General features: G+C 62.2%; 13 protein-coding genes and 1 pseudogene. 6 read left to right on the top strand and 8 right to left on the bottom strand.

Annotation, left to right across the window (positions count from 1 at the left end):
• Window positions 1-368 precede the first annotated feature (368 nt).
• Window positions 369-1,640, top strand: coding sequence for a S8 family peptidase (locus AC4D1W_RS15360; RefSeq protein ID WP_490899309.1), 1,272 nt, complete (start codon window positions 369-371; stop codon window positions 1,638-1,640).
• Between the two features lie 688 nt (window positions 1,641-2,328).
• The gene (locus AC4D1W_RS15355) at window positions 2,329-2,589 is read left to right on the top strand and encodes a hypothetical protein (RefSeq protein WP_490899308.1); all 261 of its coding nucleotides are present in this window, start codon (window positions 2,329-2,331) and stop codon (window positions 2,587-2,589) included.
• A gap of 3 nt (window positions 2,590-2,592) precedes the next feature.
• Here AC4D1W_RS15355 and AC4D1W_RS15350 read toward each other — a convergent pair.
• The 4 genes and pseudogenes from AC4D1W_RS15350 to AC4D1W_RS15335 form a co-directional block, all read right to left on the bottom strand.
• A pseudogene (locus tag AC4D1W_RS15350) lies at window positions 2,593-2,832 on the bottom strand (PLP-dependent transferase); the annotation flags it as partial.
• Window positions 2,833-3,274: 442 nt separating this feature from the next.
• Entirely contained in the window at window positions 3,275-4,639 is a 1,365-nt protein-coding gene (locus AC4D1W_RS15345; RefSeq protein WP_490899307.1) for an MFS transporter, read from the bottom strand.
• Window positions 4,640-4,969: 330 nt separating this feature from the next.
• A complete protein-coding gene (locus AC4D1W_RS15340) occupies window positions 4,970-6,334 on the bottom strand; it encodes an MFS transporter (protein WP_490899306.1) in 1,365 nt (454 codons plus the stop codon).
• 108 nt (window positions 6,335-6,442) lie between these two features.
• A complete protein-coding gene (locus AC4D1W_RS15335; protein WP_490899305.1) occupies window positions 6,443-10,318 on the bottom strand; it encodes a hydantoinase B/oxoprolinase family protein in 3,876 nt (1,291 codons plus the stop codon).
• A gap of 480 nt (window positions 10,319-10,798) precedes the next feature.
• On the opposite strand from AC4D1W_RS15335, the gene AC4D1W_RS15330 reads away from it, so the two are divergent.
• Window positions 10,799-11,572 (top strand): N-carbamoylsarcosine amidohydrolase, encoded by a 774-nt coding sequence (locus AC4D1W_RS15330; RefSeq protein ID WP_490899304.1) that lies wholly within the window; start codon window positions 10,799-10,801, stop codon window positions 11,570-11,572.
• A 102-nt stretch (window positions 11,573-11,674) separates the two neighbouring features.
• Here the strand turns inward: AC4D1W_RS15330 and AC4D1W_RS15325 are convergent, their stop codons facing one another.
• Window positions 11,675-12,478 (bottom strand): IclR family transcriptional regulator, encoded by an 804-nt coding sequence (locus AC4D1W_RS15325; protein WP_490899303.1) that lies wholly within the window; start codon window positions 12,476-12,478, stop codon window positions 11,675-11,677.
• A 433-nt stretch (window positions 12,479-12,911) separates the two neighbouring features.
• On the opposite strand from AC4D1W_RS15325, the gene AC4D1W_RS15320 reads away from it, so the two are divergent.
• On the top strand, window positions 12,912-13,838 hold the full coding sequence (locus AC4D1W_RS15320) for an alpha-amylase family glycosyl hydrolase (protein ID WP_490899302.1): 927 nt from the start codon (window positions 12,912-12,914) through the stop codon (window positions 13,836-13,838).
• Window positions 13,808-14,545 carry an alpha-amylase family glycosyl hydrolase gene (locus AC4D1W_RS15315; protein WP_490899301.1) on the top strand — a complete coding sequence of 246 codons (738 nt, stop codon included), beginning with the start codon at window positions 13,808-13,810 and terminating at the stop codon, window positions 14,543-14,545. Before AC4D1W_RS15320 ends, AC4D1W_RS15315 begins: the two co-directional genes overlap by 31 nt.
• A gap of 51 nt (window positions 14,546-14,596) precedes the next feature.
• Here AC4D1W_RS15315 and AC4D1W_RS15310 read toward each other — a convergent pair whose 3' ends face one another.
• From AC4D1W_RS15310 to AC4D1W_RS15300, 3 genes are all read right to left on the bottom strand, one after another.
• A complete protein-coding gene (locus AC4D1W_RS15310; protein ID WP_490899300.1) occupies window positions 14,597-16,132 on the bottom strand; it encodes an APC family permease in 1,536 nt (511 codons plus the stop codon).
• A gap of 146 nt (window positions 16,133-16,278) precedes the next feature.
• Window positions 16,279-17,688, bottom strand: coding sequence for an aldehyde dehydrogenase family protein (locus AC4D1W_RS15305; protein WP_490899299.1), 1,410 nt, complete (start codon window positions 17,686-17,688; stop codon window positions 16,279-16,281).
• 90 nt (window positions 17,689-17,778) lie between these two features.
• Window positions 17,779-18,366 carry a TetR/AcrR family transcriptional regulator gene (locus AC4D1W_RS15300; RefSeq protein ID WP_490899298.1) on the bottom strand — a complete coding sequence of 196 codons (588 nt, stop codon included), beginning with the start codon at window positions 18,364-18,366 and terminating at the stop codon, window positions 17,779-17,781.
• Window positions 18,367-18,453: 87 nt separating this feature from the next.
• Here AC4D1W_RS15300 and AC4D1W_RS15295 point away from each other — a divergent pair, with 87 nt between their 5' ends.
• Window positions 18,454-20,367, top strand: a complete 1,914-nt coding sequence (locus AC4D1W_RS15295) for a primary-amine oxidase (protein ID WP_490899297.1) — start codon at window positions 18,454-18,456, stop codon at window positions 20,365-20,367.
• Window positions 20,368-20,375 lie beyond the last annotated feature (8 nt).

Genomic DNA, 20,375 nt, shown 5'->3' with positions numbered 1-20,375 from the left:
GTCGGCAAGATGCAACCGCCGAATAAGCGCCCAATCCTCCACTGTGATCACCCACCCAATCGTTTGGAACAGGTGGCTCAGTTTTCAACCGTCACAATGGCTCACTTTTCGACCGTCACCGACAACCGTATGGCTACTCGCCACTGCGAGAACTGTTCACCCATCTGAAGGACGTGCGAGCATGGGGTCCTCAAGATCGTTTGAAGATGCTCGACTGGGACGAACACTTCGCTGGACGTATCACGGAGCAGCCACATGCCGTTGAGATTGAACTGTGGTTCCGAGGATCTCCCCAGCGACGCTTGGCTAGCCAACAAGACGTAACGGCGCTGGTCGAACAGGCCGGAGGCCAAGTTAACACTTCAGCGGTGATCGAACAGATCGGATATCACGGTCTCAAATGCACCGTGCCGACGTCCGTATTGCTCGAGCTCGCTCGGGGTAACTTCGACGCAGTGAATTTGGTCCGATCCGCAAACGTTATGTACCTTCGGGTGGCTGGTCAGGCGTTGCCGATCAGTGGGCTACCTACCGACTCTTCGGCTGGTCAGGATGGGCCGCTGCCGTCAGGGGATCCGGTGGTGTGTCTCCTGGACGGAGTCCCGGCAGCAAACCACCCGCTGTTGCAAGATCGCGTTATCGTGCACGACCCCGATGACTTGCTCAGCAATGCGACGGTGGATGAGCTGAAGCACGGTACGTGGATGACATCGGCAGCAGTTTGGGGTGACCGTGGGGGAAATCAGCCTCCCCTGACACGGCCCGTGCTTGTTAGGCCCGTCCTCACACCCTCGAGCGAAACAATCGACCGTAGCGAGGAACTACCTGGAGCAGAACTCGTCCCCGACCTGATGTGGCGTGTCTTTCGAGAGCTATCTGACGGCGGAGGGTCCGACGGGCCAGCAGGACAACACATTGCTGTCGTAAACCTTTCGATAGGTGATCCGGCATCACCGTTTGATTCTGTTCTCTCGTCCTGGGCGCGCATCATCGATTGGCTCAGCTATGAATACGGCGTGCTTGTCATCGTGTCGGTTGGCAATCCAAGCCTCCGTCTGGCCCCTCGAGACTCTCGCGAGATCGCCGAGCTGAGCGGTGGAGAGCGACGCCGTGCCGTTCTCGAAGCGCAACATCGTGACCAGAATAATCGACGGCCCATAGCGCCAGCAGAATCAGTCAACGCACTCAGCGTCGGCGCTATTCACGATGACGCATCAGGTCAAGATCCGCGAGGATATGCCTTGGATCCCGCAGATGGGCTAATCAGCCTTAGCCCGATTTCTGCAACGGGCAGCGGATATCGCCGGAGTATCAAGCCAGACCTGGTAGCCAATGGTGGTCGAGTGATCTTCCGCAGCACACCATCCGCACAAGACACTATCGTGTTTACCGGACTCTCTGCCTTAGGACCAGGCATCCGTGTAGCAACGCCTACTCAGAACAAAGAGATTTTCATCGCCGGGACCAGTCCCGCGGCCGCATTGGTCACGCGCCAAGCGGCCCGGATACACGACATCGTCGAAGAAATTACCGCTGGTAAGCACCATCACGCGACGACAGCGGGCCTCAGCGATCAAAGCACTTCTGGTTCACGGTACAGCGTTCCCTGCCGACCCTCCCGTGGAGCCGTTCTCCCTTGAGTCGAGTCTGGGTAATGGAGTAGTTCAGCGCGACTATGCCGACGGCTGTGCAACTAATGAAGCAGTCGTACTGTTCGTCGGATCAATCGGTGCTGCACAGGAGCAGGAGCTTTTCTTTCCTCTTCCCGCTGGGCTAAGCGTCTTGGAAGCCAAGCGCATCGACGCGACGCTAGCTTGGTTAACACCTGTCAATTGGCGCCACCGCCAGTACCGCCGTGCATCGCTTTCTTTCGTCAAGCCGGCAGGAGCAATACCGAGACTCGGCACGCCGAGTGGACTTTCCTCCGACACTACTACTCGCGGCGCTTCTACCGTTCAGCATCAATCATGGGAGCTCCGCAGCGCCTTCGCGTCGGGTCAAGGCTCAAGTATGACTGTTCGCGTGAAGTGTTACGAGCAGGCTGGCGGGCTCGCCGGAGAGCGGATCGACTTCGCGGTTGCTCTTTCGCTGTGGATTGCCCCCACCGTAAATGTTGATGTCTACAGTCAGGTCAAGACTCAAATCGAGACTCGCGTTGCCGTTAGGCCGCGGTAGCAAGTCAGATCTCCCAACGAACCATCACCATGATCAGTGTGATGCGCTGCAAAGCTCCTTGGGCTGCAACCGGGTCGGACCACTGAACGCTCATTCTTGACCGCGGCGCTGGGAAGACCAGTGCTCCGCAAGCCTGGCCTGTATCCTTCCGAAATGACCAACATTGAAGAAGCCCAGTTCGAAGCCGCCCCGTACCCCAAACCTCTACAAGTGACGCTGAACCGGCCTGAAGGGCACACCCACGATCAAGAGAGTCTTTGGAAGGAAGCTCGTGAGGAGGCCAAGAATCAGCTCGCCGCGGGTGAATTCATTGAATCTGAGGTATCCATCACGGGCGAGCGCGTGGGAGACAGGATGAGGTGGACGGCACTGTTTCAGATTGATTCAAAAGAGGAAAAGAAAGACGAAGCCTAGCGCCTGAACCAGTCCCGGAGTAACGCCTGCCATGGCCTGCTGTTCCGGCGAGAGTTGGCTATGCGTGGTGGACGCCGGATGGAGGACCAGGGAACGGACGTCTCCGATGTTTGCGACGTGCGAATGCACCTCAAGCACCATTGTGAGCGCTGACCGGCCTCGCACGCCGTGGGCTCTCGATGCGGCAATATCTGACGACGCTGATCGCCGTGAGGTGGCACTGGGAGATGAACGCGACAGCATCGGGGTTGAGCAGCGAGCACCATGTCTGAGGGAGAAAGCAAGCTCTAGATCAAGCGAACCGAACAGAGGAACGCCTATACCCGTCGCTACCTCATACTGCAGCTGGAAACAGCGGACTGTCCCGCCACGCAAGCGTGGTCCGAGGCATCGGCCCCAGGATGGATATTTCCACTCTCGAACACTACGAGCGGCTCAGTTCCGATCGGCGGAGCCTCATACCGCTTCGACAGGTTTACGTGGTGGATCGAGCTGCATAAGGGCGCTGACGGCTTGCTGCGGCGGCAAGGAACCTGCCCAACACACCGCATGAGGATGCCATGATCACCACAGTTACGAAGCAGAGTCTGACGGCCCGTGCAGCCGCTAACTACGACTACATCAGCCCGGCACTTGCCTTCCCTCGGGAAGTGCCGGACTGATGTGGTTCAAAAATGGGCGTCGCTCAGTTTCGTATTGCTGTGAGAGGCGCCCGGTGGTCCTCCTCCTCGAACGACTTCCGATATGTCTCAGGTAGCAGGAAGGCGGCTACAACAGCTACGACGGCGATCCCCATAATGTAGATGGCCGGTGCCAACTGGTTGCCAGTACTCGCGATCAGGAACGTGGCTACGAATGGAGCCGTTCCGCCGAAGATTGCATAGCTGACGTTGTAGGTGATTGCCGAGGCGGTATAGCGCACTGCGGTCGGGAAAACCTCCGACAGTAGAACTGCTGTGACCACGTTAGCCGTCACAGCGCCCAGCGCGAGGAGGAGTTGCGCCGTGAGCGCGCTTCCGAAGTTTCCTCCGCCGGCAATCGTGTATGCCGGAATGGACAGGCCCCCCAACAGAACAGCGGATGCAATCATGGTTGGCCGCCTACCGATCCGGTCGCAGATGCGCCCGATGATCGGAGCCATAATGGCAGCCGCGGTTAGTGCAATGACATTCGACATCAGTACCAGGTCTGAAGGCATGTCGACGACTTCACGTAGGAAGGTGGTCATGTAGGTGGAGAAGATGTAGAACGAAACGGCTGTGAGGCTGATGTAACAACCGAGCCGTAGCATCGGGCCCCACTGCACCTTCAGTGTGGTTCTGAGTGGAGCGTGGACCTCCGATTTCTCGTCGAGGATCTGTTGGAAGAGTGGGCTTTCGTCCAGCTTCCGCCTGATGTAGAACGCCACCAGTCCCAGCGGTGCTGCAATTAGGAATGGAATGCGCCAGCCCCAGTTGTTCATGTCTTCCGGCGAAAGACCGGCCGTGAGTAGGTAAGACAGGAGGGCTGCCATGGAGAATGCAGCAAAGGTGGCCGCTGGCATCCAGCTGCTGTGGCGTGAGCGTTGATGGGCTGGTGAGTGTTCGATGACGTAGGTCACGGCGCCTGCGTATTCTCCGCCGGCCGAGAAGCCCTGGAGGCAGCGTGCCAGGGTGAGGAGGATGGCCGCCCAGATACCGATGGTGGCGTAGTCGGGCAATATCCCGATGGCTGCCGTGCCCGCAGACATGAGAAGTACTGTGGTGGCGAGGACCCGCTTTCGCCCGATTTTGTCGCCGAGAACTCCAAAGAATGCGCCGCCGATCGGACGGAGAGCGAAGGCGACAGCAAAGATGGCGAAGGTCTGCAACAGTGCAGTTGCTCCGTCGCTCTCGGGGAAGAACTTGATGGCTATGATCGGGGCCATGAATCCGTAGACGGCGAAGTCGAACCATTCAACGACGGTTCCGGCTACGGCGGCGGACGTTACCTTTCGTAGCGTCGCTTTGGGGACCTCGTGTCGTTGCGCGGCTGATGAGTGGGCGGTGTGATTGTTTGGTTCCAGTTGCATCGTTGCTCCCTGGATGAGCGTGCCGTTATGGCACGTATTGGACGAGATGCCGGCAGCTTCTGGTTAATAGTGTCAGGCTGCTGCGGCTATGGGGTGGTGCGGCTGCCCTTGGAGTTCCGGATGGCCGCCGATAAGTGGTTCTCAACGAAGTGATGTGGACCACCTCTTACTGACCAATATAGTTGCTATCTCAGCAACCAACAACCCTATGCGCGCAATTTCTGAGTGCACCTGCACCTTACTTACAGAATCATCCGCGCACGGCGAGAACGTGGCCAGGGAGTTATCGCCGTGCGGATGGATGATGTTTTGTGTGCGGGATGGCGTTTATCAGTCCTTGCGAACCTTGGTGGGGTCGACGTTGCGGGCGGCGAAGATGAGCAGGCCGGAGGCCAGGATGGGGAGGACGCCCCACCATAGGGTGGCGTTAATCCAGCCGGCGCCGGCGGCGAGGGCGGCGGTGATCAGCAGACCGCCGATGATCGCTCCAACCTGGCCGGAGGCGTTGATGATGGAGCTGCCAGTTGCCCGTGTGTGGACGGGGAAACTCTCGCCGGTGAAGAACAGCAGTGCGGAGAAGGGGCCGATGAGGAAGAACAGCCCGGCGCTGTACAGACCGATGATGAGCGGGAAGTTCCCGTTCGGCGCCTGGAGCATGATGAAAAAGGAGACGGCACACAGGATCCAGCCGATCCCGATCGCGTTGCGGCGTCCGATCCGGTCACCCAGCCAGCCGTGGAACAGGTAACCGGCGAAGGCTGTGGCGTTGGAGATGATGAGGACCAGCAGGGCGTTGTCGAACTCGATGTTTTTGCCGTCCGGTGCCGTAAGCAGCGACGTGCCGAGGATCGCGAATGCAAGGACGCCCAGCCAGTTCAGGAGGAAGGCCCCGCCGATCGTCAGAGTGGATCGCAGCGACTCTCCACGGAAGACCGAGACGAGCGGACTCGCCTTCTCCGAGACGTCGATTCCGTATTTCGCCCCGAGCTGCTGCGCCTCTTCCACCCGGCCGTCCTTAATCATCTTGTCGATCTGGTGACGGTGGCCGAATTGAGGACTCTCCTTGAGCCAGCGTCCGGCGAGGACGATGAAGACGGCGGGGAGGGCGGCCACGACGAAGCAGAGCGCCCACCCGCCGATGGGGAACAGCAGGTAGACAGACCCGGCAGCCAGGACGGAGCCGACCGGCCAGCCGGACTGGACGAGCGAGTAGATGAGACCGCGCCGGCGGGCCTTGGCGGGATCGCTGTGGTGGGCAAACATCTCGTTGAGGTACGCCGCGTTGATGGCCTGCTCGGCGTAGCCGAGGCCGGCCAGTGAACGCACGAGGACCAGGAAAACGAGTCCAAGGCCGGCCGCGAGGCCCACAACCCAGCCGACAGTGGCGGTCAACAGTGAGGCGACGGCGGCTCCGACGACGGCGATCAGGATGCCCTTGCGGCGGCCGATCCGGTCGACGATAGGGCCGATAGCGAAGGCCACGAGTGCAGTTCCTGCCGTCACCCAGGTATTGATCCCCGTGGACTGGGCCGCGCTCCAGCCCAGATCTACCGCCAGCACCGGCAGGAGGTTGCCGAACAGGACGAAGTCATAAACAGCGAAGGTCCAGGCGAAGAAGCAAATCCAGGTGGCAAGCCGGACGTCCTTGGGCGTGACATCAGACTCGACAAATTGAAACGTTGGGGCAGTGGTCATAACGGTTCCTAATTCACGGGGATGGGTGGGGATGCGATCAGTACGGAACGAAGGGGGCGGCCCGGAGGCCAGCATAAAACTGGCTCCAAGCCGCCCCTTTTACTGCGGCTAGCGGCTTAGGATTGCGGAACTGAGCTCTGCAACCAAAACCTCTCGGCGTTCGGCGGTTGATCTTAGATCGACGGTGAGTTGGCCGTTGACCTCCTTGAGGACCACTCCGTAGTCACGGGCTGCCGCCTCGGCGGTCGTGAATCCGTCCAGCACGTCCTCGAGGACTTTCAGCGGGTCCCGGCGGTGCGGGTCTCCGAAGCCGCCACCGCTGGGCACGGTGATCTGCAAGGAGTCCCCGGCCAGCAGCTGACGCCCGGTGACCTTGGACGGCCAGGACTCCTCACCCGCCCGGCCGACGTTCTTCACAAGTGACCCGTTGAGACCGTCATGGCCGCCGAAGGCACCCCATGGCACGTCAGACTCGTGGCGCTCACCCTCGCAGGTGATTGCAGTATCGGTCAGGAAGGTGTTCTCCCGGACGATGCCGATGCCGCCGCGGAATTCACCGGCAGCCGCCGGCTCGGTGCGGAGTTCGTAGCGGTCGGTGCGCATCGGGAACCGCCATTCGAGCTCCTCGATCGGGTTGTTGCGGGTGTTGGCGATGAGATTGTCCACGGAGTCCGGCCCGTCGCTGGTGGCGCGAGCGCCGTAGGAGCCCTCGTTGACCTCGAGGTAGACCCAGTACTCGCCCTGCTTCTCGTCCCATCCGGAATAGGAGATGAAGTGGATGTGGGCGGAGTTGCCGGCGGTGACCCGCTCGGGAATGACGGGGGCGAGGGCCCGCAGGGCCAGGTCGACGGCCCGCTGCACCTGAGAGAACCGCGAGAAGGTCGCGGCCGGGTACGTCGGATTGAAGATAGTGCCCTCCGGGGCGATGACCTTCAGCGGCTTCAGCATGCCCTCGTTCTGGGGCACGAACACCGGGAAGGCAACCTCATCCAGGAACATCATCCGGGTGATGAACGTGAACGCCGAAACAGTGGTGCCCTCGAAAGCGCAGTTATAAGCGGTGGGCACCTGTTCAGAGGATCCGGTGAGGTCATACGTGATCTCGTCACCCTCGACGATCACCTTCACGACAATCGGCAGCTTCTTGCCGTAGTTCCGGCCGTCGTCGTCCAGATATCCCACCTCGGTCTCGTAGACGCCGTCCGGGATCTTGGCGATCTCCTGGCGCAGCATCCGCTCCGAGTAGTCGATCCAGCTCTGGCCGGCTTCCCGGACCGCACCGAAACCGTATCGTTCGATGAGGGCGATGTAGCGGGACTTGGCCAGCTCGCAGGCGGCGATCATCGCCTGGAAGTCACCTTCGTTGGAGGTGGGTGTCCGGGTGTTGTTGAGAATGTGCCGGATCAGCGATTCCTGGCGCACGCCCTTCTCGGAAATTTTCACCGCACGGAAAATGGTGCCTTCGGACTGGATGTCCTGAATGTCCACCATCAGTCCGGAGTATGCACCGCCGTTGTCAATCAGCTGGCCAGAGGCACCGGCGAAACCGACGAGTTCCCCGTCGTGGAAGATCGGTTCGATAATCGCCACGTCGGGGGAGTGCGTGGCGCCCAGGTACGGATCGTTGTGCAGGATGATGTCACCGTCGTGGATGTCGTCGCCCAGGACAGAGATCACGCCCTTGACGATCTTGGGCATGGAGCCCATGAACATCGGGGTGGAGTCGGACTCGGCCAGCACGTTGCCATCCTTGTCGAACAGCCCCGCGCCGAGGTCCTCGGACTCGCGGATGATCGAGGAGTAGGCCATGCGGAACAGCACCGAGGCCATTTCCTTTGCCGCGGAGTTCAGGGCGCCGCCGATTACGCGCATCAGGATCGGGGTGGCCAGTTTCTCAGCAGACTGGGTGGCTGCCGGGCAGTCGATGACGAGGTTGCCGGCCGCATCCACGGTTCCGGAGAATCCCGGAGGAATAACTGTGGTGGAGTCGTACTGCTCGATGATGGCGGGGCCGGTGAAGGTGATTCCCACACCCATCCTGTCGCGGTCGTAGAAGCTGGTGTCCAGGGTGACCGGCTTGCCATCCTGTTCAAAGGTCACCGGGCGGGTTTCCAACAGGGCGTCATCGAGGGAACCGGACTTGATTGCTTCCGGTGTGGGCAGGTCATCCATCAGGGCGCTGGCCTCCACACGGATGTTGATGACTTCCACGGTGCCGTTCTTGAAGCGGTGCCCGTACTCCTCGAAATGGGCATCGTGGAACGCTGCCTCGGCCTTTTCCAGCCAGGCCTGGTTGACGGGCCCGGCGGGGGCGGTGAAGCGGATCTCGTATCCCTGGCCCTCGTAGCGCGCGTCGGCGAGCCATTCGAGCTTTCGACGCTCGGCCGGGACGTCCTCGGCATCGAGCTGGTCGTTGGCTTCGCGCTCCAACTGTTCATAGGAGCCTTGGATGGCGGCGGGGTCCGCGGTGGTGAAGGTGAACCGTCGGGTAGCGACGAACTCGTACTTCTCGTCCGTGGCCAGCAGACCGGTCGCGGCCATGATGCCGGGGTGGGCCGGGATCAGTACCTTCGGGACCTCCAGCTCCGCGGCGATCTCGCAGGCGAACAGTGCGCCGGCACCGCCGGCGGCGACGAGGGTGAAGTCACGTGGGTCGTAGCCGCGGCGTACGGAGTTCTGCTCGATTGCCTGGGTCATGCCGAACTTCTGGATCTGCAGGGCGCCGAGGGCGGCCTGGTCCACTGACATGTTAAGTTTTTCCGCCAGACCTTCCATGGCCTTTCGTGCGCCATCGAGATCCAGATCCATACCTGAGCCAGCCAGGACGCGGTCCGGGCGCATGCGCCCGAGCAGCATCTGGGCGTCAGTTGATGTCGGCTCCGTCCCGCCGCGGCCGTAGCAGACCGGGCCAGGAACGGCGCCGGCAGACTGCGGACCGACGCGGAAGACGCCGCCGGCGTCGACGTAGGCGATGGAGCCGCCGCCGGCACCAATGGTGTCGATGTCCACCATCGGGACCATGGCCTGGTGGTCGCCGATCTTGGTGTCCAGCAGGTGACGCATGCGCAGTTCACCCTGGTAAGCCACACCGATGTCAGCCGACGTCCCGCCAATGTCCAGGGTGACCACGTTCTCGAAGCCGGACTGACGGCCGGCCCACATGCCGCCGATCAGGCCGCCGACCGGTCCGGACATCATCAAGGTGACGGGCCGCTTGGCGGCCTCCTTGATCGGGACCATACCGCCGGAGGACTGCATCAGCAGGATCTCCCGCTTGTAACCCAGTCCCTCGGCCTGCTCCTGCAGGCGGTACAGGTAGCGCGAGACCCGTGGCCCGACATAAGCATTCAGCGCCGTCGTGGAAAAACGCTCATATTCCCGGTACAGGGGCACGATCTCGCTGGAAAGGGACAGGTAAGCCTCGGGGAACTCCTCCGCGACGATTTCCCCGATCCGCTGCTCGTGGGCGGAATTCAGATAGGAGTGCAGCAGGCAGACGGCGATGGCCTCGACGCCGGCCGCCTTCAGCTCGCGCACGCGCTCACGGACCTCGTCCTCGTTCAATGGAACCAAGACCTCGCCGTTCGGTGCGGTGATGCGCTCCTTGACAGTGAGCCGGTGGCGGCGCTTGATCAGGGGCTTGGTCTGCCAGGGCAGATCCTGCTGGAGGGAGAAGTTGTACGGCTTCTTGTGCCGGGCGATGTGCAGGATGTCCCGGAAACCCTCGGTAGTGATCATCCCGACCTCCGCACCGGTGTGCGTCAGTGCGGTGTTCGTGGCGACCGTGGTTCCGTGCACCAGCTGGTCGATCTCCGAAAGCGACACACCGGCCTTGGCGCAGAGCTTTACGATGCCATTGATCACGGCTTCAGAGGGGTCGTGCGGGGTTGAGGGAACCTTCTCCACAACGGCGATGCGCTGGTCGTCGTCCGAGAAATACAAGTCGGTGAATGTACCGCCGACGTCTACTCCGATGCGCTTCATAAGGGGTCCTTTCGAAAGTTTGGTGCAGGACTGGGTTGAAGGGAAAGACGGGTGCCTCGCGGCGAAGCCCGGTTTCACCCGGGACTTGGAGCTTGCCCTCTCGCCGCGGGTTCGGTCTCGCAATCCGATGTGCCGTAGCTCACATTGTTGCTTAGAGAGCAATTTAGTTCCTTTATCGACAACATGCAATGGCTGGCGGCTCTTTTTTCCGGCGCCCCGCCCACAAGGCCGGATGCTCTGAATGATTGAAGTGAAGGTTGACCCGTCACCCTGGATAAATCGAATTGCTCCGGAGTTCATGCTTTTCAGGGGTCCTGGATTCCTTGGCCACACAGACGCAGGAAATGAAATCGGGCAGGCTTCAGGAAAGGGGTTGCATGTTGCATACTCAGCAACTACTGTGATGGCACAGCAACAAAAGCTCCGCTAGTGGCCTTGTTGCTTCCAGAAACACAACAGACCGAGAGAGTGGAGACAGCCATGACAACAGAGACGTTCAACGACATCGAATCCCGTCTTGCAGCAGTGCTGGAGGAGGCGTTCGAAGCAGGCACGGACATCTACAACGAACGAGGGTTCAAGCGTCGGATCGGCTATGGCAACCGCCCCGCCGTCATCCACATCGACCTCGCGAACGCTTGGACCCGTCCGGGTCACCCATTCAGCTGCCCGGGCATGGAGGAGATCATCCCGAACGTGCAGCGGATCAACGAGGCTGCGCGTGCCAAGAATATTCCGGTCTTCTACACCACCAACGTGTATCGCAACCGCGACGCCACCTCCGGAACGAACGACATGGGTTTGTGGTACTCGAAGATCCCCACGGAGACCCTTCCGGCGGATTCCTACTGGGCGCAGATCGACGACCGCGTTGCGCCCGCGGAGGGCGAGGTCGTGATCGAGAAGAATCGCGCCTCGGCGTTCCCGGGGACGAACCTCGAGCTCTTCCTGACCTCCAACCGCATCGACACCCTGATCGTGACCGGTGCGACCGCGGCCGGGTGCGTGCGCCACACCGTCGAGGACGCGATCGCGAAGGGCTTCCGCCCGATCATCGCCCGGGAGACAATCGGCGACCGCGTCCCGGGCGTCGTGCAGTGGAACCTCTACGACATCGACAACAAGTTCGGTGACGTGGAGTCCACGGATTCGGTGGTGGAGTACCTGAACCGCCTCCCGCAGTTCGAGGACACCGTCCCGAAGACCCTCTCGGATCCCCAGCCCGAGGTGGCAGCCCCCGCGGATCCGGCCTGATCCGTGGCCTGATCAGGTCACCACACCACAGCGCGGCCCGGGATCCCCTGGGCTGCGCTGTGGCGCGCCGGGGCAGGGGTATTGCTGACGATGCGTGGTGAATCAGCCGGGAAGGAAAGCAGACCAGCCCAGGCGGGTGGATACTTCCGAGGCAGCATGTTGCACGGCTTCAACCAGAGTGTCCCTGGTGGCGTGCTTGTGCACGCGGGAAAGGGGGGCGGATACAGTGATGCAACCAACCACCTTGCCTCGATAATCCCGAACCGGAGCGGAGACCCCAAACTCGTCGTCGGCAGTCGAACCGTCGTTGATGGCGTGTGCCTGACGGGAGACTTCCTGCAGGTGGGTGGCGTGGTCCAACGGCAAACCATCTTCTGGCGTGCGTAGTATCCGCCCGGATTCGATAAGTTCGGTTGCGAGGGCCGGAGCCAGCTCTGCAAGGAAGACCCGCACCGAGGAACTCTCGAACTTGTTGTATCGGGTTCCGATGGTGGCAGTGTGTTTGACCTGATACGGGCTGGCAACCTGCTCCACGACGATGGCCTCATGACCATTCCAGACGGAGATTGCGCTGGTTTCCTTGGTGGTTTCCGTTAACTGCTCCAAATACGGAACCGCAGCCCGGCGGACATCCAGGTCCGCCAGCAAAGGACCGGACAACGCAAGGAGGCCCAGCCCCAGCCGATACCGTCCCGTCTCCTCATCCCGCTGAACATATCCAGCTTCTGTTAATCCGGCAAGAATGCGTGAGACGGTGCTCTTGTGGAGGCCAACGCGCTGAGCGACCTCAGTCACACCAAGCACCGGTTTTTGAACGGAAAAGGCTTCCAGTACAGCAAGACCATTCAACAGCGACGCCGCAGCTCCTTGGACCTGCCCGTTGTCCTGCCTCGGTCTGCCTGCCATCTGCGTCCTTTCGTGCGTGTAGCCATCTCGCCACTCTTTTGGCCATCATATGCCGCATTTCGGACGCAGATACGGTAGAAGCGGCGCGGTGCTGTTTATCTCCTCGCCGTCAATATTCTCGCTATGGAGACTGGCGCTTAGCGGTCAACATGCCGACAGCACAACGACTACGCCTACCTATAGACCATCCACCCGGGCAGTCTGGTGAAGCCCCCTCGTCCACTCAGCTGTTGCCGCAGCGCCTACGCATACTTCAGAACGACGTCGGCGGGAACCCGTGTGCGACACGAAGACCCTGCGGCGGCTGGCCGAGATGAGGTGATTCCCCCGAAGTGGCTTTCCTGGTCGGCCGCAAACCGTCTGGCTCGCTGCGTAGTGTTGGTAAGGCAAGATCATGAAACCCGTTCACTGAAACAGCTGCGAGAGAGAACCGATGACGACTGGAAGCCACCCGGAGGAGCAAAACCCCCGCTGGTGGCAGGACGCCGTCATCTATCAGGTCCACCCACGCTCCTTCGCGGACGGTGATGGCGACGGCGTCGGTGACCTCGCTGGCCTGCTGACCCGCCTGCCCTACATAGCATCGCTCGGCGTGGACGGCATCTGGATGACACCGTTCCAGCCATCCCCGCAGGTGGACCAGGGCTACGACGTCAGCGACTACTGCGGCGTCGACCCACTATTCGGCACCATGGAGCAGTTCGACCAACTGCTGGAACCCGCTCACGCGCTCGGGCTCCGGATCTTCCTCGATGTGGTGCCCAACCACTGCTCGTCCGAGCATCCCCTCTTCCAGAAGGCCGTCGCCGCCGGCCCCGGCTCCCCGGAGCGGGTGATGTTCCACTTCAAGAACGGCCGCGACGGGGACACCCCACCGAACAACTGGCAAAGCGTCTTCGGCGGCAGCGCCTGGAACCGCGTGAACCCCGGCTCGGACACCGACCAGGAGTGGTATCTGCACCTCTTCTCCCCACAGCAGCCGGACTGGAACTGGCGCAACCCGGCGGTCGGCGACTACTTCGAGAACGTCCTCCGGTTCTGGTTCGACAAGGGCGTGGACGGGCTCCGCATCGACGTCGCACATGCCCTCTTCAAAGCCGACGGATTGCCCGACGCCGCCAACACCAACTCCGTGGTCGACGGCCTGCGCTCCAACCCCCAGGTCTCCGACCAGGAGGAGGTGCATGATGTCTACCGGCGGTGGCGCCGCGTCGCCGACTCCTACTCCCCCGGACGGGTGCTCGTCGGCGAGGTCAACCTCGATCCGCACCGCGGGGCGAGGTCAACCTCGATCCGCACCGCGCCGCCCGCTACACCCGGCACGACGAGATGCACCAGGCGTTCGCGTTCGCCTTCGTGAAGCTGGGCTGGGACGCCGAAGCATGGGCAGCGGTCGGCACGGAACTGGAAGCCGCCCGCCGGGAACACGGGGCACCACCGACCTGGGCGCTCGAGAATCACGACATCGTCCGCTCCGCCACGCGCTTCGGCGGTGGCGACCGCGGGTTCCTGCGCGCATGTGCCGGACTGCTGGCCATCCTCGCCCTCCCCGGCGGCGCGTTCATCTACCAGGGCCAGGAACTCAACCTGCCCGAGGTCGACGTGCCGCTCAACGCCCGGGTCGATCCGATGTGGACCCGCGGCGGCGTATCCCGCGACGGCGCCCGCGTCCCGCTGCCCTGGACCATCACACCGGACAACACCTTCGGCTTCTCCCCCGCCGGCGCGGCCGAACCGTGGCTGCCGACGCCGGCGGACTGGGGCATGCGGTCCGTGGAAGCGAACCTCAAGAATGAGAGCTCAACCCTGCACCTGACCATCGAGGCCCTCGAACTGCGGAAACAGCTGACCGAGAAGGAAATACTTTCACCCGACGACGGCGGCACCTGGAGGGTCGACGACGGCGGTTTACTCATCTGCCGGCGAGGCGAACAGTTCCTCGTCGCGGTCGCCATGGGCGACGAAGCCGCCCGGCTGCCCGATGGGCAGGTAGTACTGACGTCGTCGCCGCTTACCTCAGAGGGACTCCTCCCGCCCGACGCAGCTGCCTGGGTTCTCCCGAGGTGAACCCAGGCGTACCGACTTCGCAGCGAGTGGCCGGCTGCGCAGCAGGAGCGATCAGGACAACTCGTCCCGGATGAACTCCTCGTTCTCCGGTGCCGCAACCCGCGAGAAGAGATAGCCGACTAGTAGCACGACGAACGGCAGCGCAACCAGGGCCCAGCCCAGCGGACTCAGACCCCACGGCGTCACCGTCGGATCCACGCCTTCAGCGGTCGTCCCGGCCAACAAGCCGAACCGCGACATGAGGAGGTACTCGCCGATCAGGAGCCCGATGAGTGCCACGACCGGCGCGATGATCGTCGTGAAGACGCCCTCCTCCCCCTTGTTCTTGCGGAAGTAGGCGATGACCGCGAGACAAACCAGCGCTTCGATCAGCACAATCGCCACCACTGCCAGGCCGCTGAACCAATAGAACATGTTCAGGATGGGTTCCAGCTGGAACAGCGTGAACAGCAGGATCACCACACCGGTGGCAGCCGACGTCGTCAGTGAGGCGCTTTGGGGCGCCCCCGCATTGTTGACCCGTGCCAGCCGGCCGGGGAGCACTCCCCCACGTCCTAGTGCGAAGACATAGCGGCTGGCTGCATTCTGGAAGGCCAGGAGTCCTGCGAACAGGCTCGACAGCACCAGGATGCTCATGACAGTGGCCATCCACGGGCCAACGTACTGGGAGGCAAGCGTGAAGAGAACGGCAGCGGGGTCGGCAAGCGGCACTCCGTCCACGGTCGAGTATTCGACCGTGGTCTCGACTACCGTTGACGCTCCCATACCGGTCACTAGCGCGAACGCGGTGACGGCGAACAGAACCGTGATCAAAACAACCGCCAGGTAGGTGGCCCGTGGAACAATCCGCTTCGGGTCCTTGGATTCCTCGCCATAGATCGCCGTGGCTTCAAACCCGATGAAGGAGGCAAACGCGAAGGCAAACGCGATACCGGCCGAGCCGGCAAGTCCGCCCACCAGGATGGCCTGCGGAGAGAAGGATGCCACGAAGTCGTAGCCCTCCGGTCCGCCGTCAATGAGGATTGCGACGGCGGTGATCGCCAGTGAGAGAACCTCAAGCAGCATCAGGGTCCCAAGCACCTTCGCTCCGACATCGACGCTTGCCAGGGACAGGATGGTGACGACCGCCCAGGCGATGAATGCCCACAACCACCAGGGAAGTTCAAGGCCAAGAGCACCGATTTGCCCCGCCATCAGTCCGCCAAAGAACCCGAAGATGGCGAGCTGGATCGCGACGTAGGCGATCAGCGAAACGAACGCGGAGCCGAGGCCGAGGTGTTCTCCCAAACCCCGGCCGATGTAGGCGAAGAATGCACCGGCGTTGGTAACCCTCTGGCTCATTGCTGAATAGCCAACGCTGAAAAGAAGAAGCGTCAGCCCGACAACCAAGTACGCGCCCGGGGCGGCCGCTCCATTACCCAGAACGATGGCGATCGGGACTGCGCCAGTCATGCCCACCAGCGGTGCCGCGGCGGCTACGACAAAAAATACGACGCCGATGACTCCTAGCCTGCCCCGGCGCAGCATCGTGCTTGATCCGTCCGCGGCGCTTGATCCGCCGGCGGACACAGTATCGGTCCTGTCCATGAGCTATCTCCTTTGATGAGCCTTGGGTTCCTGAGTGATCAGCGCAACCGCACGCGGGCGCGCTTCAACCACAGGGGTCGCGGTACCTATCTGTCGCTGTGGTGCCGCGTGTATTTATTCTGATTCGGGTCGCCGCTGGAAGCAGGTCAGCCGTTGATCACCTGCGGGACTGCGACGGCCTTGAGACCGTCAACGCCGAACTCGAGCCCGTAGCCGGACTGCTTGATGCCGCCGAACGGTACACGCGGGTCAACAGCGCCGTGCTTGTTGATCCAGACGGTGCCGGCCTCAATCCGTGCGGCCACCTCGCGGGCGGATGAAACATCGGAAGACCACACTGACGCGCCCAGGCCGACGTCCAGCCCGTTCGCCTTGTCGATAGCCTCGTCGACCGTGCTGTAACGGATGATCGGCAGGACCGGCCCGAACTGTTCCTCGGTGACCAGCGGGTTGTCATTGTCGATGTCGGCAACGAGCGTGGCCGGGTAGAAGTAGCCGGGCTGGTCCGGCTTCGGGTCCCCTCCGGTGAGGACACGAGCGCCCGATTCCTTCGCCGAGTCCACCAAACGGGTAACGATGTCGTATTGCGGCTTGTTCTGCAGCGGGCCGAGGACGTTCGCTTCGTCGAGCCCAACACCCATCGGCATTGCCTCCGCTACGGCGGTCAGGGCTTCACAGACCTCGTCATAGATGTCTTCGTGAACGTAGAGACGCTTCAAGGCGGCGCAGGTTTGGCCTGTATTGATGAAAGCACCCCAGAAAAGTCCTTCCGCGATCGCCTTGGGATCGGCGTCGGGCAGCACGATGCCGGCATCGTTCCCTCCGAGTTCGAGAGTGAGGCGCTTGACGCTGTCCGCCGAGGACTTGATGATCGCCTTGCCTGTGGCGGTAGATCCAGTGAACATGATTTTCCCGATCGCAGGGTGCTCTGCCATACGTGCACCCACATCGCGACCGCCGGAAACCACACTCAACAGGCCGCTCGGGAGTTCCTCGTTGATGACATGCGCCAGCGCAAGCACGCTCAGCGGCGTGTACTCCGAAGGCTTGACGACGACGGCGTTGCCCATCCGCAGTGCCGGAGCGATCTGCCAGATGGTGATCATCATCGGCCAGTTCCACGGTCCGATTGCCCCGATCACACCGATCGGGCGGTAGTGGATCTGAGCGAAGGTTTCGCCGTCGTCGGCTACCGTCTGGGGCTCCAGTTCAAGGTTGGCGGCTGCGCGGAGCCACGCTGAGCACGCGCCGACCTCGAAGCGGGCGTTGGGCCCGTTGAGAGGCTTGCCCTGCTCGCGGGAGAGGATATGCGCCAGTTCCTCAGCAGAGCGGTCGATGGCGTCGGCAGCTTTCAGGAGCGCGGCACTGCGCTCTTCGTGCCCAAGAGCAGCCCATGCGGGCTGGGCGGCTTCCGCTGCGGAAATCGCAGTTTCAAGATCGTCGACAGTGTGCTCGGGCGCCTCGCCCACGGGCTCACCGGTTGCTGGATCAAGGATGGTGCGGGTAGGGCCCGAGGTGGGAGTGATCGAGGCGAGAAGCGCGTCGTAGGTTTCCATGGGTACTCCACTTCATAGACGGATGTGTCGTAGGACACATTTGCTACAGCGTAGACCCAGACGGGATTTTCCACAACGGGCGAATTTAATTCACGCCAGGTTGGCCAGGAAGCCGTCTAACTGGTCGGCGTAGGAAGGATGGTCCTCCTCCGGGTCCGCCAGGGCAGCCGTGATCTGCGCACCCAGGAACAGGTTCATCAGTTGCTCCCGGATGACGTCGTCGTGAACGGCGGTGGTGATGGCGCCCGCCTTGCGTGCCTCTCCGAGGTAGCGCATCAGTGCCAGGCGCCACTGCTCCATCGATTCGCGGTGGATGGCCATCTTGTGCGGATCGGTGACGGCTTTCTGCCAGAACGGGATGACGATGCGGGCTTCGTTGACCTTCTCTTCGTCAATGGGAAGGACCTCCAAACCCAGGGCACGTATGGCGGCGGTCCCGGTTTTATTGAAGGTGGACAGGGCGATCCGCTGGTTGGTGCGGTTGAAGACGTGCCGGAAGGCGAAGGTGAGCAGGTCGGCTTTGGTCGGGAAGTAGGGCTTGAGGGCTCCGTTGGAGAAACCGGCCTCGACGGCGATGTCCCGCATGGTGGCGCCTTCCATCCCCTGCCGCGCAATGATCCGCCAGGTAGCATCCACCAGTTCCACCCGACGCTGATCGTGGTCCACAATCTTCGGCACTTACTTCTCCCTGCTTGGAACCCTTGTGATCCACATTACAGTGCGGATATTCTACGGGGATAGAACAACTAGCTATTGAGGACTGCCATGACGACGTCACCCACAGCGACCACCAATTCTTACGCATTGCCCACAGCCGAAGAAATCATGACGGTGCAAAGCGTCCTCCGCGAGCAGGACCTTCTGGGGCCAACCAAGCGGATCGCGTACCTCGGGCTTCTTGATCCCAGTCGTGCAGCGGCTAACGGTGAGGAAGGCCGCCGTTTCCGGGCCTTCCTCCACGACACCTCGGGCTCGGCGCCTGTGGACGTGGTCGTCTCGGCAACCACCGGTCAGGTGCTGTCCACAGTGGAGCTCGACACGTCGGCTACCGGTGAACTCCCCGTGCTCGAGGAGGAGTTCGCTGTGGTGGAAGAGCTACTGTCCACCGACGAGCGGTGGCTGGCCGCCCTCGCCGACAGGAATCTCGACGTCGCCAACGTGCGCGTTGCACCGTTATCCGCAGGGGTGTACGAGTACGCCGAGGAAAAGGGCCGCCGGATCCTCCGCGGTCTCGCCTTCGTCCAGGAGCACGAGACCGACAGCGCGTGGGCGCATCCGATCGACGGGCTGGTTGCCTATGTCGACGTCGTCAGTAAGGAGGTCACGCAGATACTGGACCTGGGGCCCATGCCTGTACCGCAGGAGCACGGAAACTATACCGACCCTGAACTGACCGGCCCGATGCGCACCAGCCAGAAGCCCATTAGCATCACCCAGCCCGAGGGACCGAGTTTCACCGTCACAGGAGGCAACCACGTCGAGTGGGAGAACTGGAGTGTCGACGTCGGCTTCGACGTCCGTGAGGGCGTGGTCCTGCACAACCTCTCGTTCAATGACAAAGGCCGGGTTCGCCCCATCATCAAGCGGGCGTCCATCGCGGAGATGGTGGTTCCCTACGGTGACCCATCCCCCGTCCGGTCCTGGCAGAACTACTTCGACACCGGCGAATACCTTGTGGGCCAGTACGCCAACTCCCTCGAGCTCGGCTGCGACTGCCTGGGCGACATCACCTACCTCAGCCCCGTGATCAGCGACGCCTTGGGCAACCCACGCGAAATCCGCAACGCAATCTGCATGCACGAAGAAGATTGGGGAATCCTCGCCAAGCACAGCGACCTCTGGTCCGGGATCAACTACACACGGCGCAACCGACGCCTGGTGATTTCGTTCTTCACCACTGTGGGCAACTACGACTACGGGTTCTACTGGTACCTCTACCTCGACGGGACCATCGAGTTCGAAGCCAAAGCGACCGGCGTCGTCTTCACCAGCGCGTACACCGAGGAAGCGTCCGCGAACATGTCGCAGATGGCACCCGGGCTTGGGGCGCCGTTCCACCAGCATCTCTTCAGCGCCCGCCTCGATATGGCGATCGACGGTTACACCAACCGGGTTGAGGAGGAAGAAGTCGTCCGCCAGCCCCTCGGCCCGGACAACCCACGCGGCAACGCCTTCTCACGGAAACGCACCGTTCTGGCCCGTGAATCCGAGGGCGTGCGTGAATCGGACTCGCGTAACGGGCGCACCTGGGTGATCTCCAACCCCGACGCCCGCAACCGGCTGGGAGAGCCCGTGGCCTACAAGCTGCACTCCGAGGGCCAGCCCACGCTGCTGGCAGACCCCGAATCCTCCATTGCCCGGCGCGCGGCTTTCGCAACGAAGGACCTCTGGGTCACCCGGTTCGCGGAGGACGAGCGCTACCCCACCGGGGACTTCGTGAACCAGCATTCTGGCGGTGCCGGCCTGCCCGAATACGTGGCACAGGATCGCGACATCGACGGACAGGACATCGTCGTCTGGCACACCTTCGGCCTCACGCACTTCCCGCGTGTTGAGGACTGGCCGATCATGCCCGTGGACACCGTCGGCTTCAAGCTCCGCCCGGAAGGCTTCTTCGACCGAAGCCCGGTCCTCGACGTCTCACCCAGCACACCCGCGGGGGGCCACTGCCACAGTTAGCCTGGGGG

Source organism: Arthrobacter sp. TJ-170, from assembly GCF_058269305.1.
The sequence above is the reverse complement of the archived record's forward strand: the minus strand, read 5'-3'. Positions and strand labels throughout refer to the sequence as shown.

Bases quoted from the DNA above. Each gene is read 5' to 3' on its own strand.
- AC4D1W_RS15355 (WP_490899308.1), top strand. From the start codon at position 2,329: ATGACCAACATTGAAGAAGCCCAGTTCGAAGCCGCCCCGTACCCCAAA.
- AC4D1W_RS15345 (WP_490899307.1), bottom strand. From the start codon at position 4,639: ATGCAACTGGAACCAAACAATCACACCGCCCACTCATCAGCCGCGCAA.
- AC4D1W_RS15340 (WP_490899306.1), bottom strand. From the start codon at position 6,334: ATGACCACTGCCCCAACGTTTCAATTTGTCGAGTCTGATGTCACGCCC.
- AC4D1W_RS15335 (WP_490899305.1), bottom strand. From the start codon at position 10,318: ATGAAGCGCATCGGAGTAGACGTCGGCGGTACATTCACCGACTTGTAT.
- AC4D1W_RS15330 (WP_490899304.1), top strand. From the start codon at position 10,799: ATGACAACAGAGACGTTCAACGACATCGAATCCCGTCTTGCAGCAGTG.
- AC4D1W_RS15325 (WP_490899303.1), bottom strand. From the start codon at position 12,478: ATGGCAGGCAGACCGAGGCAGGACAACGGGCAGGTCCAAGGAGCTGCG.
- AC4D1W_RS15320 (WP_490899302.1), top strand. From the start codon at position 12,912: ATGACGACTGGAAGCCACCCGGAGGAGCAAAACCCCCGCTGGTGGCAG.
- AC4D1W_RS15315 (WP_490899301.1), top strand. From the start codon at position 13,808: ATGCACCAGGCGTTCGCGTTCGCCTTCGTGAAGCTGGGCTGGGACGCC.
- AC4D1W_RS15310 (WP_490899300.1), bottom strand. From the start codon at position 16,132: ATGGACAGGACCGATACTGTGTCCGCCGGCGGATCAAGCGCCGCGGAC.
- AC4D1W_RS15305 (WP_490899299.1), bottom strand. From the start codon at position 17,688: ATGGAAACCTACGACGCGCTTCTCGCCTCGATCACTCCCACCTCGGGC.
- AC4D1W_RS15295 (WP_490899297.1), top strand. From the start codon at position 18,454: ATGACGACGTCACCCACAGCGACCACCAATTCTTACGCATTGCCCACA.